Source organism: Variovorax sucrosi (genome assembly GCF_051216635.1).
Classification (GTDB): domain Bacteria; phylum Pseudomonadota; class Gammaproteobacteria; order Burkholderiales; family Burkholderiaceae_C; genus Variovorax.
Window position 1 is genome coordinate 267,170 of the sequence record NZ_JBPJZU010000004.1, and the last position, 14,069, is coordinate 281,238.

13 protein-coding genes are annotated in these 14,069 nt (G+C 69.3%); 4 read left to right on the top strand and 9 right to left on the bottom strand.

Translation table 11 applies throughout. From position 1 onward, the window contains the following. Positions 1–202 precede the first annotated feature (202 nt). Entirely contained in the window at positions 203–2,275 is a 2,073-nt protein-coding gene (locus ACSFBE_RS10105; protein WP_435490239.1) for a sensor histidine kinase, read from the top strand. On the opposite strand, the gene ACSFBE_RS10110 is transcribed toward ACSFBE_RS10105, so the two are convergent. The 8 genes from ACSFBE_RS10110 to ACSFBE_RS10145 all read right to left on the bottom strand — a co-directional run bounded on the left by ACSFBE_RS10110 (position 2,265) and on the right by ACSFBE_RS10145 (position 9,812). Then, positions 2,265–2,972, bottom strand: coding sequence for an ABC transporter ATP-binding protein (locus ACSFBE_RS10110; RefSeq protein ID WP_435490240.1), 708 nt, complete (start codon positions 2,970–2,972; stop codon positions 2,265–2,267). The two genes, ACSFBE_RS10105 and ACSFBE_RS10110, sit on opposite strands and share 11 nt — an antisense overlap. Further along, complete coding sequence (locus ACSFBE_RS10115; protein ID WP_435490241.1) at positions 2,965–3,723, bottom strand: ABC transporter ATP-binding protein; 759 nt, start codon at positions 3,721–3,723, stop codon at positions 2,965–2,967. The genes ACSFBE_RS10110 and ACSFBE_RS10115 overlap by 8 nt, the downstream gene beginning before the upstream one ends. Continuing rightward, a complete protein-coding gene (locus ACSFBE_RS10120) occupies positions 3,720–4,679 on the bottom strand; it encodes a branched-chain amino acid ABC transporter permease (protein WP_435490242.1) in 960 nt (319 codons plus the stop codon). Before ACSFBE_RS10120 ends, ACSFBE_RS10115 begins: the two co-directional genes overlap by 4 nt. Further along, the gene (locus ACSFBE_RS10125; RefSeq protein WP_435490243.1) at positions 4,676–5,548 is read right to left on the bottom strand and encodes a branched-chain amino acid ABC transporter permease; all 873 of its coding nucleotides are present in this window, start codon (positions 5,546–5,548) and stop codon (positions 4,676–4,678) included. Before ACSFBE_RS10125 ends, ACSFBE_RS10120 begins: the two co-directional genes overlap by 4 nt. A gap of 22 nt (positions 5,549–5,570) precedes the next feature. Continuing rightward, complete coding sequence (locus ACSFBE_RS10130; protein ID WP_435490244.1) at positions 5,571–6,743, bottom strand: ABC transporter substrate-binding protein; 1,173 nt, start codon at positions 6,741–6,743, stop codon at positions 5,571–5,573. An 81-nt stretch (positions 6,744–6,824) separates the two neighbouring features. Continuing rightward, the gene (locus ACSFBE_RS10135) at positions 6,825–7,904 is read right to left on the bottom strand and encodes a PDR/VanB family oxidoreductase (RefSeq protein WP_435490245.1); all 1,080 of its coding nucleotides are present in this window, start codon (positions 7,902–7,904) and stop codon (positions 6,825–6,827) included. 28 nt (positions 7,905–7,932) lie between these two features. Next, a complete protein-coding gene (locus ACSFBE_RS10140; RefSeq protein WP_435490246.1) occupies positions 7,933–8,706 on the bottom strand; it encodes a GntR family transcriptional regulator in 774 nt (257 codons plus the stop codon). Then, positions 8,703–9,812, bottom strand: a complete 1,110-nt coding sequence (locus ACSFBE_RS10145) for an aromatic ring-hydroxylating dioxygenase subunit alpha (RefSeq protein WP_435490247.1) — start codon at positions 9,810–9,812, stop codon at positions 8,703–8,705. The genes ACSFBE_RS10140 and ACSFBE_RS10145 overlap by 4 nt, the downstream gene beginning before the upstream one ends. A gap of 155 nt (positions 9,813–9,967) precedes the next feature. Between ACSFBE_RS10145 and ACSFBE_RS10150 the strand changes: the two genes are divergently transcribed. Then, positions 9,968–11,089, top strand: a complete 1,122-nt coding sequence (locus ACSFBE_RS10150; RefSeq protein WP_435490248.1) for a 5-methyltetrahydropteroyltriglutamate--homocysteine S-methyltransferase — start codon at positions 9,968–9,970, stop codon at positions 11,087–11,089. 10 nt (positions 11,090–11,099) lie between these two features. Here the strand turns inward: ACSFBE_RS10150 and ACSFBE_RS10155 are convergent, their stop codons facing one another. Beyond that, on the bottom strand, positions 11,100–11,999 hold the full coding sequence (locus ACSFBE_RS10155; RefSeq protein WP_435490249.1) for a LysR substrate-binding domain-containing protein: 900 nt from the start codon (positions 11,997–11,999) through the stop codon (positions 11,100–11,102). A 107-nt stretch (positions 12,000–12,106) separates the two neighbouring features. Here ACSFBE_RS10155 and ACSFBE_RS10160 point away from each other — a divergent pair, with 107 nt between their 5' ends. Together ACSFBE_RS10160 and ACSFBE_RS10165 are read left to right on the top strand one after the other, a co-directional pair. Continuing rightward, positions 12,107–13,024 carry a dihydrodipicolinate synthase family protein gene (locus ACSFBE_RS10160; protein ID WP_435490250.1) on the top strand — a complete coding sequence of 306 codons (918 nt, stop codon included), beginning with the start codon at positions 12,107–12,109 and terminating at the stop codon, positions 13,022–13,024. Positions 13,025–13,073: 49 nt separating this feature from the next. Further along, on the top strand, positions 13,074–14,033 hold the full coding sequence (locus ACSFBE_RS10165) for a Bug family tripartite tricarboxylate transporter substrate binding protein (protein WP_435490251.1): 960 nt from the start codon (positions 13,074–13,076) through the stop codon (positions 14,031–14,033). Positions 14,034–14,069 lie beyond the last annotated feature (36 nt).

A 14,069-nucleotide genomic window follows, 5' to 3' on the forward strand; every position in this document is an offset into this window, starting at 1 on the left:
AGCGGTGGGACTGAACTCGTCGGTGGCATCTCGATCGATTGTAAATTCGCAGGCCTCGTGCACCCGGCCGCCAGACCGTGGGCCGGCCCGCCCCATGCACCTCCTTACCCCTCTTTCCGCTCTCGCCGCTCTCGCCGCTCTCGCCGCTCTCGCCGCTCTCGCCGCGCTCACCGGTCTCCCCGCCCTCCTCGGACGCCTTCACATGCTGCGCCGTGGCCTGTTCGCCTTCGCCTGCTGGCTCGCGATCGGCCTGCCCGCGCAGGCGGTGGTGCTGTCGGCGTCCGACGGGCTCGAGCGGGCGGTCGACCTCGCGGGCGTCCTCACGGCACAGCACGACCCCTCGACCCGGTGGCGCGTCGACGATCTGGCTCGCGGACCGCGGCAGCAGCACGGCTTCGAGCCGGTCGACGGCCCCGTGGAAGCCGGCTATACCCGCGACGCGGTGTGGCTTCGCTTCTCGCTGGTGCGCACGCCGGACGCGCCGTCGCGCTGGCTGCTGCGCGTGCGGCCCGCGCGCCTGAACGAGGCCACGCTGTACGCGCCGGACGGCCGCGGCGGCTTCGTCGAGACGCCGCTGGGCGACCGTCGGCCCTTCACCGAGCGCCCGGTGGCCGACCACAACTTCGTCTTTCCGATCGAGGTCGCAACGAGCGCCGGCGACTATTTCCTGCGGCTGCGAAACGACGGTCCGCCGCTGCGCGCCGAGCTGGACCTGTGGCAGCCGGCCGGCTTCGATCGCTTCCAGACCCAGGACTACACCGCCATCGGCGTGCTGCTCGGCGCCGCGATGCTGGCAATCTGCATGAACCTGATCTTCATGGGGTGGCTCAAGGACACGCTCTACGGCCACTACGCGCTCTACGTGCTCTGCTCCGTCTCGCTGGCCACCGCACGGCAGGGCTATCTGGCCGAATGGGTGCTGGACACGCGCCCCGAGCGCGTGGCGCAGGCGGTGCTGGCGGTGAACTGCCTCTTCAATGTGGTCGGCACCCTGTTCATGGCCCGCATCTTCGGCTTCCGCCGGCACTGGCTGCCGGCGGCGCGCTTCTTCGATGCGGTCGCGGTGTTCAACCTGCTGGCATTCGGCGTGGCCCTGACGGACTTCCACCCGCTGATCGGCGTCTGGGTCGGCGTCGGCAGCGCCGCATCCACCCTCTTCGGCGCCCTGTTCGTCTGCTACCTGCTGCTGGTGCGCCGCCAGTTCCAGTACCTGCTGCCGGCAGCGGCCTTTTCGATCGGCACGGTGGTCGGGCTCTACAGCCTGCTCAAGCTCTGGCTCGGCGACCGGGTGCCCGGCGCCGCGCCCGAACACATCTACATGCTTGGCACCCTCACGCACCTCATCCTGCTGAACGTGGCGGTGGCCGACCGCACCCGCCGCGCCGAGCGCGATGTCCGCCAGGAACGCGAGCAGGTGCTGTCGGTGCGGCGCGAGGCCGAGCAGGCGCTCGAGTCCACCGTGGAACGCCGTACCGCCGAGCTGGCGGGCGCCAACGTCGCATTGCGCGACGAGATCGCCAAGCGCAGCCGTCTGGAGGCGCGCCTGCTCCAGTCGCTGGACGTCACGCGCCAGACGGTCGAGCAGCAGCATGAATTCGTCTCGATGGTGTCGCACGAATTCCGCACGCCGCTGGCCGTGATCGACGCCGCGGCGCAGTCGCTCGACCTGTCGAAGCTGGGCGCGGAGCCGGCCGTCAAACTGCGCACCGGACGGATTCGTCGCTCGGTGCAGCGCCTGTCGATGCTGATCGAGAACGTCCTCATGGCCGACCGGCTGCACCTGGAACGACGCGCGTTGCGGCTGGAGCCGATCGACCTGGAGGCGCTCGCGCGGGGGCTGTGCGACACCTTCAACCTGCCCGGGTCGGAACGCCTGCAGTTGGCGGTGCACGCGCCGCGGGCCGAGGTCCGGGGCGACCGCTCGCTGATCGAGATCGCGCTGCAGAACCTGATGCACAACGCGCTGAAATATTCGCCGTCGGAAAGCACCGTACGCGTCACGCTGCGACAGGTCGGCGAGGCGATGCAGATCGACGTGGCCGACCACGGCGCCGGCGTACCGGCGGCGGACGTGGAGCGCATCTTCGAGAAGTACTTTCGATCCGACACCGTCGCGAAGGTCGCCGGCTCGGGGCTGGGCCTGCACCTGGCGCGGGAGATCGCGCGGCGGCACGGCGGCGACGTGCGGCTGGCCGCGACCGGTGCCGAGGGCTCGACCTTTCGGTTGGTGCTGCCGGTGGCCGCCGACGATCCGATGCGCGCCCTCAGCGCGTGACGCCGAGCAGGCGGTCGAGCACCGCAGGCTGTGCGCGCAGCAGCTCGGCACGCTCGGCGTGCACCACGCGGCCCTGGTCGAGCACCACCGCGTCGTCCGAGATCGCGAGCACCGCCTGCGGATGCTGCTCGACGATGATGGCCGCCAGCCCTTCGTCGCGCGTGATGCGGCGGATGGCCCGCAGCAGCTCTTCCACGATGATCGGCGCCAGCCCCTCGAGCGGCTCGTCCAGCAGCAGCAGCCGCGGATTGAGCACCAGCGCCCGGGCCACCGCGAGCATCTGCTGTTCGCCGCCCGAGAGCTGCGTGCCGAGGTTGCCCTTGCGCTCGGCCAGCCGCGGGAACATCGCGTAGGCACGCTCCGGCGTCCATTGGCCGGGGCGCGCGACGGCGCTCAGGTTCTCGTCGACGGTGAGCGACTTGAAGATGTTGCGCTCCTGCGGCACCCAGCCGATGCCCGCCGCCGCGCGGCGGTGCGGCGCCAGCCGGTTCAGTTCCACGCCGCCGAGCACGATGCGCCCGCCGTGCTGCCGCGTGGCACCGGCCAGCGTGTTGATGAGCGTCGTCTTGCCGGTGCCGTTGCGGCCGAGCAGCGCCAGCGTGCGGCCCTCGCCCAGCGTGAACGACACGCCGGTGAGCACCACCGCTTCGCCATAGCCTGCGCTCAGGTCGTCGATCTGCAGCAGTGCCTCAGGCATGCGTCGTGCCCTCCCCGAGGTACACCGCCTTGACGCGCGGATCGGCGGCGATCGCCTCCGGCGTGCCCTCGGTCAGCACCGCGCCGTTGACCAGCACCGTCATGCGGTCGGCAAAGCTGAAGACCAGGTCCATGTCGTGCTCGATCAGCAGCACCGACACGTCCGCCGGCAGCGCCGCCACGGTCTGCAGCAGTTCCTCGCGCTCGCCGGCCGGCACGCCGGCCACCGGCTCGTCGAGCAGCAGCACCCGCGGCTCGCAGGCCAGCGCAATGGCGATCTCGAGCAGGCGGCGCTTGCCGTAGGCGAGTTCGCGGGTCGGCTGCCGCGCCACCTCGGTCAGGCGGAACTGGCCCAGCAGTTCGGCCGCGCGCTCGACCACCGCCGCATCGCTGCCGAGCGGGCGCCACCACCGCGCCCCGGCGCCGCGGCGCTGCGACACCACGAGCGTCAGCGTCTCCAGCGGCGTCATCGAATCGAAGAGCTGGTTGATCTGGAAGGTGCGCACCAGCCCCTGCGCCACCCGCCGGTGCGGAGCCAGGCGGGTGATGTCGCGGCCGTCCAGCACGATGCGCCCGGCGGTGGGCGTCAGCATGCCGGTGAGCAGGTTGATCAGGGTGGTCTTGCCGGCACCGTTGGGGCCGATCAGCGCATGCCGCGCACCGCGGCGCAGGTCGAGCGTCACGTCGTGCGTGGCGACGATGCCGCCGAAGCGCATCACCAGCCCCTCTGCCGACAACACGGTATCGCTCATCGCTTGAACACCTTCCACGGCTGGAGCAGCCGGTCGCGCCCGACCATCACCAGCAGCACCAGGATCAAGCCGATCCAGAACATCCAGTACTGCGGCGTGACGGACGACAGCGTGTCCTGCAGCAGCTTGAACACCACCGCGCCGGCGATGCCGCCGTACAGCCAGCCGACGCCACCGATCACCAGCATCAGCAGCACGTCGGCCGAACGGTCGAAGGCCAGCACGTCGAGCGAGGCGAAGCCGGTGGTCTGTGCCAGCAGCGCACCGGCCGCACCCGCTGCCGCCGCGGCGACGGTGTAGACCACCGCGATGCGCGACACCACCGGAATGCCGATCGCCATCGCGCGCATGCGGTTGTCGCGGATGGCCTTCAGCGTGGCGCCGAACGGCGAGCGCACCAGCCGCCGCATGAGCAGGAAGAGCAGCAGCACCACCGAGAGCGAGTACCAGGCGGCCGTGCGGCCGTAGAGATCGAACTCGAAGCGGCCGAGCACCGGCCCCATGACCACACCCTGCAGGCCGTCGGCGCCACCGGTGAGCCAGTCCAACTTGTTCGCCAGTTCCAGCAGCAGCAGCGCGGTGCCCAGCGTGACCATGAGCCGCGTGAGATCGGTGCCGCGCAGGATCGTGACGCTGGCCAGCGCGCCCAGCGCCGCGCACAGCACGATCGCGAACAGCAGCCCGAGGGTCGGATCGGGCAGGCCATGCTTGGCGAACAACGCCGCCGCATAGGCGCCGAAGCCGAAGAAGGCCGCATGGCCGAGCGAGACGATGCCGGTGAAGCCGAGAATCAGGTCGAGCGACATCGCGAACAGCGCGACGATCGCGATCTCGTTGACCATGAGCGCATGCGCCGGAACGACGAAGGGCAGCGCGAACGCGAGTGCCCAGACGGCGAACTCCCAGGGCCGCCAGCGCGCTGCGGCGAGCAGGCTGTCTCGGAACCCGCCCTTCACTTGCCACCCCGCCGGGTGAACAGGCCCTGCGGGCGCCACATCAGAATCAGGATCATCAGCAGGTAAACGGTGAAGGCACCCATCTTCGGAATGAAGTACTTGCCCGCCACATCGGCCACGCCGAGCAGCAGCGCGGCCAGCAGCGGGCCGGTGATCGACGAGGTGCCGCCGACGGCAACCACGATCAGGAAATAGATCATGTACTTGAGCGGGAAGCTCGGGTCCATGCCGAGGATCTCGGCGCCCAGCGCGCCGCCCAGGCCGGCCAGGCCCGAGCCGACGGCGAAGGTCAGCAGGAAGACGCGGTTGACGTCGATGCCCAGCCCGGCGGCCACCCGCGGGTCGTCGACCGCCGCGCGCAACCGGCTGCCGAAGCGCGTCTTCGAGAGGATCAGCTGCAGCACCACCGTGAGCGCCGCGCACACCGCGATGATGAAGAGCCGGTAGTGCCCCATGCCCAGCAGCAGCGCACCGTCGCCGACCTCGGTGCGACCGCGCAGCCATTCGGGCAACTGGATGTTCTGCTGCGACGAGCCGACGAAATAGTCGATCGCCGCCACCGCCATGAAGGTCAGCCCGATCGAGAACAGCACCTGGTCAAGATGCGACTTGCCGTACATCGGCCGGTACAGCGTTCGCTCCAGCAGCGCGCCGACGCCGCCGACCACCACGAAGGCCAGCGGCAGGCACAGCAGGAACGGGATGCCCAGCTTCTGCATCGCGAAGACGGTGAGGTAGCCGCCGGCCATCGCGAAGGCGCCGTGCGCCAGGTTGATGAAATTCATCAGGCCCAGCGTCACGGCCAGGCCGACCGCGAGCACGAACAGCAGCATGCCGTAGGCGATGCCGTCGAAAAGAATAGTCAGCATGGAGCGGCGCGCGTCCCCGCGTTCACTTGGCCTTGCCGGGGTCTTTCACCGCCTTGATGACGTCGAACTCGACGTTGTAGAGCTGGCCGTCCTTCTTCTCGACCTTGCGCAGGTACACGTCCTGCACGATGTCGCGCGTCTGCGCGTCGATCAGCACCTGGCCGCGCGGGCTCTCGAAGATCTGGCCCTTCATCTTCTCCAGCAGCGCGGTGCCATCGCCCTTGCCGCCGGTGGCCTTGAGCGCTTCGTAGATGACGCGCATGCCGTCGTAGCCGCCCATCGCCATGAAGTTGGGACGCATGTTCTTGTTGGCCTTCTGGAAGGCCTCGACGAACTTCTTGTTCATCGCCGACGGATGCGCCGTCGAGTAATGGTGCGAGGTAACCACGCCGAGCGCGCCCTCGCCCATGTCGTTGAGCTGGTCGTCGTCGGTCACGTCGCCGGTGGCGATCAGGCGGATGCCGGCCTTGTCCATGCCGCGTTCGAGGAACTGCTTCATCACTGCCGCGCCGGCGCCCGAGGGCACGAAGACGAACAGCGCGTCGGGCTTGGCGTCGCGCACCTTCTGCAGGAAGGGGGCGAAGTCGGGGTTGCGCAGCGGCACCCGCAGCTTCTCGATCACCTTGCCGCCATTGAGCTGGAAGCGCTCGCTGAAGAACTTCTCGGCGTCGTTGCCCGGGCCGTAGTCGGACACCAGCGTCACCACCGACTTGACGCCGTTCTTCGGCGCCCAGTCGCCCATGGCCACCGACACCTGCGGCAGCGTGAAGCTGGTGCGCACGATGTACGGCGAGGCCTCGGTGATGCTGGAGGTGGCGGCGGCCATCACCACCAGCGGCGTCTTCGACTGGGTGGCAATGGGTGCAGCCGCCAGCGCGGCCGGCGTGACGCCGAAGCCGGCCAGCACGTTCACCTTCTCGTTCACCACCAGCTCCTGCGCCAGGCGCTTGGTGACGTCGGGCGTGGCCACGTCGTCCTTGACGATCACCTCGATCTTGCGGCCGGCCACGGTGTCGCCGTTCTGCGCGATGTAGAGCTTCACCGCCGCCTCGATCTGCCGCCCGGTCGAGGCCTGCTGGCCGGTCATGGGCAGGATCAGGCCGATCTTGAACTTGTTGTCCTGGGCGCTCGCCACCGACATCGAGAGCGCGAGGGCCGACAGCGCGGCGATCTGGAGGAGGGGTCGTCTTTGCACGGGCTTTTCCTTGGAAGGCAGGTCGATCGGAGTGCTTCGATTCTTGGTCAATTTGCAAGCCGGCACGGAGCAGGCAATCACCTAGCCCGGCGTCGTCGCCGACGCTTGTTGCGCGATTTTCGACCACGCTGCGCGATCATCGCGCAGCGTGGTGGACGTGGAAACGCAGGGCGGACCGTCGTCCCGGTAGGCCGAATCGAGCGTCAGGGTGCCGACCGCGCGCGACACGCAAGCGCACAGGCGCGAGGCGGCCTGCTTCTCGTGGGCGCTCAGGAAAACGTCGCGGTGATCGATCTCGCCGTCGACCGCCAGCACATCCATGGCGCACAGGCCGCATTCGCCACGGCGGCAGTCCGACAGCGTCTCCACGCCCGCGGCTTCGAGCGCCTCGAGCAGCGTGGTGTCCGCCGGCACGGTGATCGTCAGGCCGTGCCGCGGCAGGCGCACTTCGAAGGCTTGCGCCGCCAGCCGGCCGCTGCTGCCGAAGGTTTCGAAGCGCAGGTCCTGCATCGGCCGACCGGCCGAGGCCCAGGCGCGCTGGACCGCTTCGAGCATCGGCACCGGGCCGCAGGTGTAGAGCTGCCCGCCCGGCGGCAGGGCCGCGATGGCCGCCGCGAAGTCGATCGACGCCGCGCCTTCGTGGGTGCTCACCGCCGATTCGCCCAGCGCCTCGCGCAATTGCGGCAGGTAGCCGAACTCGCCCGCATGCCGCGCGCCGTAGAGCATGCGTACCGGCAGCCCGTGGCGCCGCGCATGCGCGCCGAGCCGCTGCGCCATGCCCACCAGCGGCGTGATGCCGATGCCGCCCGCCACCAGCAGGTAGCCGGGCGCCGACAGGTCGAGCGCGAAATGGTTCTGCGGCGCGCTCAGTTGCAGCCAGTCGCCCACGGCCAACCGCCACATGGCCAAGGAGCCGCCACGGCCGTCGTCGAGGCGCTTGACGGCGATGCGCCAGTTCACGCCGTCGCCCTCCCCGACCAGCGAGTACGAACGGGTCTGCAGCCGGCCGGGGGCCGTCGTCACCTGCACCTGCAGATGGGCGCCGGGTTCGTGCGCGGCGGCCGACCCACCTTCGGGCCGCAGGGTGAATTCACGCACCGTCGGCGTGATGTCGCGCAGCGCCACCAACTGCGCCTGCACCCACTGAAGATCGCTTTTCATCGAAGGTCCTGCCGGGGAAGAAATGGAATCAACCGCGCCGGCGGATGAGCTGCACGCCCGGCAAGGGGCGCTGCTCGGCCGTCGGCGTGCCGTGCAAGGCCTCGCGCAGGTTGCGCCGGGCGATGCGGCTGTGCTCACGCATCAGCGCCTCGGCCCGCGAGCCTTCGCCGGCTTCGATCGCTTCGAGCACCTGCACATGCTGGTCCTGCGCGATCAGCAGCATGTCGCGCGCTGCGGGCGAATTGGCCTGCACCACGACGAAGCCGGAGGGCGACGCGAACGGCAGCGCGGTCACGCGCTCGAGCTGCTGCGTGAGCACCGGGCTGCCGGCCAGTTCGCACAGCAGCGCATGGAAGCGCTCGTTGTGCGTCACGTAGCGCGAGAAGGCCGCATCGTCGAGGGCCGGCTCTCGCAGCAGCTCGTCGATGCGCTGCAGGCAGGCGCGCGCCTCGCGCAGCACCACCGGTGCAGCACCGCGCTCGGCCGCGAGGCGCGCCACCAGGCCTTCGAGCGTGCCGCGCAGCTCGATGGCGTCGGCCACGTCGCGTTCGGAAAAAGTGCGCACCGCATAGCCGCCGTTGGGCAGGGCTTCGAGCAGGCCTTCCTGCTCGAGCCGCATCAGCGCGGTGCGCACCGGCGTGCGCGACACGCCGAGCTGCTCGGAGACCGCGACCTCGGCGATGCGCGCGCCACCGGGCAGCTCGCCCGCGAAGATCATCTCGCGCAGCCGCAGTTGCGCCTTGACGGCCTGCGAGCTGCTGCCGCCGTCGCCGGCTTCGGGTGTGAGGGGCGCGAGCTTCATGCGGCCTGCCGATCCGGCGGGACGCCGCCGTCGACCGGGCGGATCGGGATGGCCGCGCGCGCCGGCCGTTCGTCGGCAATCAGGCGATCGATGAGCCGCCGCGCCCACATCGAACCGGCGTCGATGTTGAGGTTGTAGAACCGATGGTCGGGGTGCTCGTCGATCGCCTTCTGCTGCGCCTCGAGCACCAGCTCGTCCTCGCGGAAGATGCCGGCCACGCCCTCACGCAGTTCGTGCGTGAGGCGCTGCTCGCCCAGACAGTAGTTGCGTGCGAAGGCCCAGAAGTAGAGGCAGGTCTTGTCGGTCTCGGGCGTGATGGTGTTGAGCACGTAGCCGTTGACGCCTCGGCTGCGGTCGCCGGGGTTGCCGTCTTTCGGTACCGCGCCGCTGCCGGCCTCGGCCACGCCGACATCGATGTTCACCGTGCACGGGCCTTCGAAACGGATGATCTGCCAGCGGTCGACCTTGCCGGTGTAGCCGCGCGCATGGCGGATCTGGCCGCCCCAGAACGGCGGCGGGTCGATGTTTTCCATCCATCGCGTGACGGTGGCCGAACGGTCGCCGTGGGTGGCGACGAAGGGCGCCTCGGCCACTTCGCGGCTGCCGATCGACGAGCCGTGCACGAAGGTCTCGTGCGTCAGGTCCATGAGGTTGTCGACCACCAGGCGGTAGTCGCAGTGGACGCGGATCATCTTGCCGTCGCCGGCCCAGGCGGGGTCGTCGTTCCAGTGCATGTCGGGCACCAGCGCCGGGTCGGCCTGGGCCGGATCGCCGGGCCAGATCCAGACGAAGCGGTGCTTCTCGACCACCGGGAAGCTGCGCACGCAAGCCGAGGGGTTGAGCGTTTCCTGGCTGGGCATGTGGGTGCAGCGGCCCTGGCTGTTGTAGACCAGGCCGTGGTAGCCGCACACCACCTCGTCGCCTTCGAGCCGGCCCAGCGACAGCGGCATCAGTCGGTGCCAGCAGGCGTCTTCGAGCGCCGCGACCTGGCCGTCGGTGCGGCGGTAGAGCACCAGCTTCTGGTTGCAGACGGTGCGCGGCAGCAGCGTGTGGCGCACTTCGACGTCGTAGGCGGCGGCGTACCAGGCGTTGAGCGGGAAGGTCATCGGGTGTCTCCTGGATTCGCAATGTATACAGAGACGGCCAAAAATCCAGTACTTTCGCGGTTTTCAAGGGTAAATACCGACTTCTCTGTATCCACTGGCAATGCTCTGCAAGGCGATACGATCGTTGACCATCCGCTCAATTCAGGAGTCGACCCATGTCCCAGCACGCCGCCCTTCCCGCCCGCTACGACCATGTGGGCAGCTTCTTGCGCCCCCGCTATCTGCTGGAGGCGCGCGAGCAGAAGGCCAAGGGCGAGATCACGCCCGAACAGTTGCGCCAGGTCGAAGACCAAGCCATCACCGAGATCGTGAAATTCCAGGAAGACGTCGGCCTCAAGAGCATCACCGATGGCGAATTCCGCCGCACGTATTTCCACATCGACTTTCTCGACCAGCTCGGCGGCGTGAAGACGGACATCCCCGTCACCATCCGCAAGCCCGACGGCACCGAGGAACTCGCGCCACCCGCGATGCGCGTGATCGACAAGGTCCGCCACGTGAAGGACATCCAGCGGGCCGACTTCGAATACCTGAAGAGCCAGGTCTCGGCCGGCCGCACACCGAAGGTGACCATCCCCTCGCCGACCATGCTGCACTTCCGCGGCGGCCGTGCCGGCATCAGCAAGGATGCGTATCCCGAGCTCGACCCGGTGTTCTACGACGACGTGGCCAAGGCCTACGGTGACGAACTGCGCTCGCTCGCCGCCGCCGGCTGCACCTATGTGCAGATGGACGACACCAACCTCGCCTACCTCTGCGACGAGCACATGCGCGAAGCCGCCCGTCAGCGCGGCGACGACCCGAACGAGCTGCCGCACCGCTACGCGGCCTTCATCAACAAGGTGGTGGCGCAGAAGCCGGCCGGCATGACCTTGGCCATGCACCTGTGCCGCGGCAACTTCAAGAGCACCCATGCCGCCTCCGGCAACTACGAGCCGGTGGCCGAAGCGCTGCTGCAGGAGATGGACCTCGACGCCTACTTCATGGAGTACGACGACGCGCGCTCCGGCGACTTCAAGCCGCTGCGCTACCTGCCCAAGGGCAAGACGGTGGTGCTCGGCCTGGTCACCACCAAGTTCGACCAGATGGAAGACAAGGACGCGCTCAAGCGCCGCATCGACGAGGCCGCGAAATACGCACCGCTGGAGCAGCTCGCGCTGTCGCCGCAATGCGGCTTCTCGAGCACCGTGCACGGCAACAACATCGCCGTGGAAGCGCAGCGCAACAAGCTTCGGCTGGTGATCGAGACCGCGCGCGAAGTCTGGGGCGACGCCTGACGCGATCCGCTCAGCCGCCGACCGCAGGAAAGGCCCGCTGGAGCGTCTCCCGCACGGTGTTCGCCACGCCGTGGCGGCTGCCCGCGCGCCACGCAAGGTGCAGCTCGGCCTGCAGCGCCGCACCGGCCTGCAGCGGCCGGAAGACCACGTTCGCATAGCCCAGCCGCCGGGCCGACTGCGGGACCAGCGCGACGCCGATGCCGGCGTCCACCAGCGACAGGATCGAATGGGTGTGGCTGAGCGTCTGCACGGTCTCGGGCGCCACGCCCTCGGCGCGCAGGCGCCCCGCGACCAGCTCGTAGAGATAGCGGGTTTCCGACGGACAGAATTCGATGAAGGGCTGCCCCTGCAGGGCCGACAGGGGCATCGCCCGCCCGCGTGCCAGGGCATGGCCGGCGGGTGCGGCGAGCACCATCGGCTCGCGCATCAGCGGGGCCGATGCGACGGAGCTTCGGGGCGTGAAGGGCCGCACGATGCCCAGTTCGATGCGGTCGGCGGCCAGGGCCTCGAGCTGGTCCACCGTCTGCATTTCGCGCAACGCCACATGCACGTCGGGCAGCGCCTCGCGAATGGCGGCCAGCACCTGCGGCAGGAGCGCGAATCCGGCCGCCGCGATGAAGGCGATGCCGACACTGCCCGCATCGGCGCGCATCGCACGCCGTGCCGCCAGCGTGGCCGCCTGGCTGCGCCGCAGGATGTCCTCGGCCTCGCGCAGGAAGGTGCCGCCCGCCAGCGTGAGCCGCACGGTGCCACCGGCGCGCTCGAGCAGGCGCACGCCGAGCTCGTGCTCCAGCAATTGGATCTGCCGGGTCAGCGGCGGCTGCGTCATGTTCAACAGCACGGCGGCGCGGCCGAAATGCAGTTCGGTCGCCACCGCCACGAAACATCGAAGTTGGGAAAGCTGGAACACGATTCAGTTTTTGGATGGCGGCATCGCCTGATTGGATTGGACGGCATCGTCACCGGTTTCTAGAGTCGAGCTCGCTTTTCAACGATCCCGATTCTGGAGACAACGACGTGAGTTTCTTTCAAGGCGCGACCCTGCGCCAGGCGCTGGACGGCATCTCCGGCATTCTGGTGACCCCTTTCGACGCGCACGACGCCATTGCCGCGGCGCCCCTGCAGCCGGTGGTCGACCGTGCCGTCCGCGCCGGCGTGCAGGTGCTGGTGGCCAACGGCAACACCAGCGAGTTCTACGGCCTGCAGGCGCACGAGGCCGAACAGGCGGTGCAGGTCGCGGCGCAGTGCGTTGCCGGCCGGGTGCCGCTGCTGGCGGGCGTCGGCCGCAGCGTGCACGAGGCCTGCGCACTGGCCCGCGTCTCGCGCGATGCGGGCGCCGATGCGCTGATGGTGCACCAGCCGCCCGACCCCTTCGTCTCGCCACGCGGCGTCGTGGCCTATGTGCAGCGCATCGCCGAAGCCGGTGGTGGGCTGCCGCTGGTGCTCTACCTGCGCAACGAGAACATCGGCCTGGACGCCATCGAGGCGCTGTGCCGTGTTCCCGAGGTGATCGGCGTCAAGTGGGCCTCGCCCACGCCGCTGGTGCTGGCGCAGGCGATTCGCCGCGTGGCCGACCGCAAGCTGGCCTGGGTCGGCGGCCTGGCCGAGGTGTGGGCGCCGCCCTTCTACGCGGTGGGCGCGCGCGGCTTCACCTCGGGTCTGATCAACGTGCTGCCCGAGCGCTCGGTCGCGATCTACAACGCACTGGAGGCGGCCGACCATCCACACGCCATGCAGCTGATCGACGAGATGCTGCCCTTCGAGGAACTGCGCGCGCAGGAAAACAACGGCGCCAACGTGACCGTCGTCAAGGCCGCCCTGCAGCTCATGGGCAACGACTGCGGCGCCACCCGACCGCCGTCGGCCTGGCCGCCGACCGAGCGCCAGCAGCAGACCTTGCGCGCCCTGCTCGAGCGTTGGCAGTTGCTGCGCTGAGCTGCCCCGATTCAAAGCCCCTTCCTTCATAACCATCAGAGACATCCCCATGCCCATGCGTCGTTCCCTTCTTCTGCTTGCCGCCCTGCTGCCCCTGGGCGCCGCCGCCCAGGCCCAGCCCTTTCCGGCCAAGCCCATCACCATCGTCATCGGCTCCACGCCCGGCAGTGCCACCGACGGCCTGGCCCGTGCGATCGGCGCGGCGCTGACCCAGGCGACCGGCCAGGCGGTGGTGGTCGACAGCCGTGCCGGCGCCTTCGGCAGCATCGCGGCGCAGTACACGGCCAATGCGCAGCCCGACGGCTACACGCTGTTCATGACGACGAACACCACGCAGTCGGCCAACCCGCACCTGCTCAAGAAGCTGAGCTACGACCCCATCAAGGATTTCGCGCCGGTGGCGCTGCTGGCCCGCGGCTATCTGGCCCTGGTGGTCAACCCCCAGGTCAAGGCCAACAACGTGGCCGAGCTGGTGGCCCTCGCCAAGAGCGCACCCGGCAAGCTCAACTACGGTTCGGGCAGTTCGTCGGCGCAGGTCGCGACCGAGCTGTTCCAGCAGGCCACCGGCACCAAGTTCACCTACGTGCCCTACAAGGCCAATCCGCCGGCGGTGCTGGACCTGGTGGGCGGCCAGATTGACCTGATGATCGTCGACCTGACCACCAGCCTGCCGCAGGTGCAGGCCGGCAAGCTGCGCGCTCTGGGCATCAGCAGCAGCACACCGTCTCCGCTGTTCCCAGGCGTGCCGACCATCGCCGCATCGCTGCCGGGCTACGAATTCGGTTACTGGAACGCGCTGTATGCGCCGGCCGGCACGCCGGCACCCGTCGTGCAGCGCCTGAGCGAACTGGTGCGCGATGCCCTTGCGACGCCGTCGGTGCGCCAGGCGATCGAAAAGACCGGGCAGGAGGCCGCCTACGCCCCGCCCGAGCAGCTGGCGAAGTTCCAGCTGGCCGAGCTGGACCGGTGGGGCCGCATCATCAAGGCCGCCGGGATCCAGCCGGAGTAGCCGGGCTTCGCAGTGGGCGGCGGCCCACGCTGGTAA

What these genes read in the sequence shown, in the direction of transcription:
- ACSFBE_RS10105 (WP_435490239.1), top strand. Translation starts at nt 203, where the DNA reads ATGCTGCGCCGTGGCCTGTTCGCCTTCGCCTGCTGGCTCGCGATCGGC.
- ACSFBE_RS10110 (WP_435490240.1), bottom strand. Translation starts at nt 2,972, where the DNA reads ATGCCTGAGGCACTGCTGCAGATCGACGACCTGAGCGCAGGCTATGGC.
- ACSFBE_RS10115 (WP_435490241.1), bottom strand. Translation starts at nt 3,723, where the DNA reads ATGAGCGATACCGTGTTGTCGGCAGAGGGGCTGGTGATGCGCTTCGGC.
- ACSFBE_RS10125 (WP_435490243.1), bottom strand. Translation starts at nt 5,548, where the DNA reads ATGCTGACTATTCTTTTCGACGGCATCGCCTACGGCATGCTGCTGTTC.
- ACSFBE_RS10135 (WP_435490245.1), bottom strand. Translation starts at nt 7,904, where the DNA reads ATGAAAAGCGATCTTCAGTGGGTGCAGGCGCAGTTGGTGGCGCTGCGC.
- ACSFBE_RS10140 (WP_435490246.1), bottom strand. Translation starts at nt 8,706, where the DNA reads ATGAAGCTCGCGCCCCTCACACCCGAAGCCGGCGACGGCGGCAGCAGC.
- ACSFBE_RS10145 (WP_435490247.1), bottom strand. Translation starts at nt 9,812, where the DNA reads ATGACCTTCCCGCTCAACGCCTGGTACGCCGCCGCCTACGACGTCGAA.
- ACSFBE_RS10150 (WP_435490248.1), top strand. Translation starts at nt 9,968, where the DNA reads ATGTCCCAGCACGCCGCCCTTCCCGCCCGCTACGACCATGTGGGCAGC.
- ACSFBE_RS10165 (WP_435490251.1), top strand. Translation starts at nt 13,074, where the DNA reads ATGCCCATGCGTCGTTCCCTTCTTCTGCTTGCCGCCCTGCTGCCCCTG.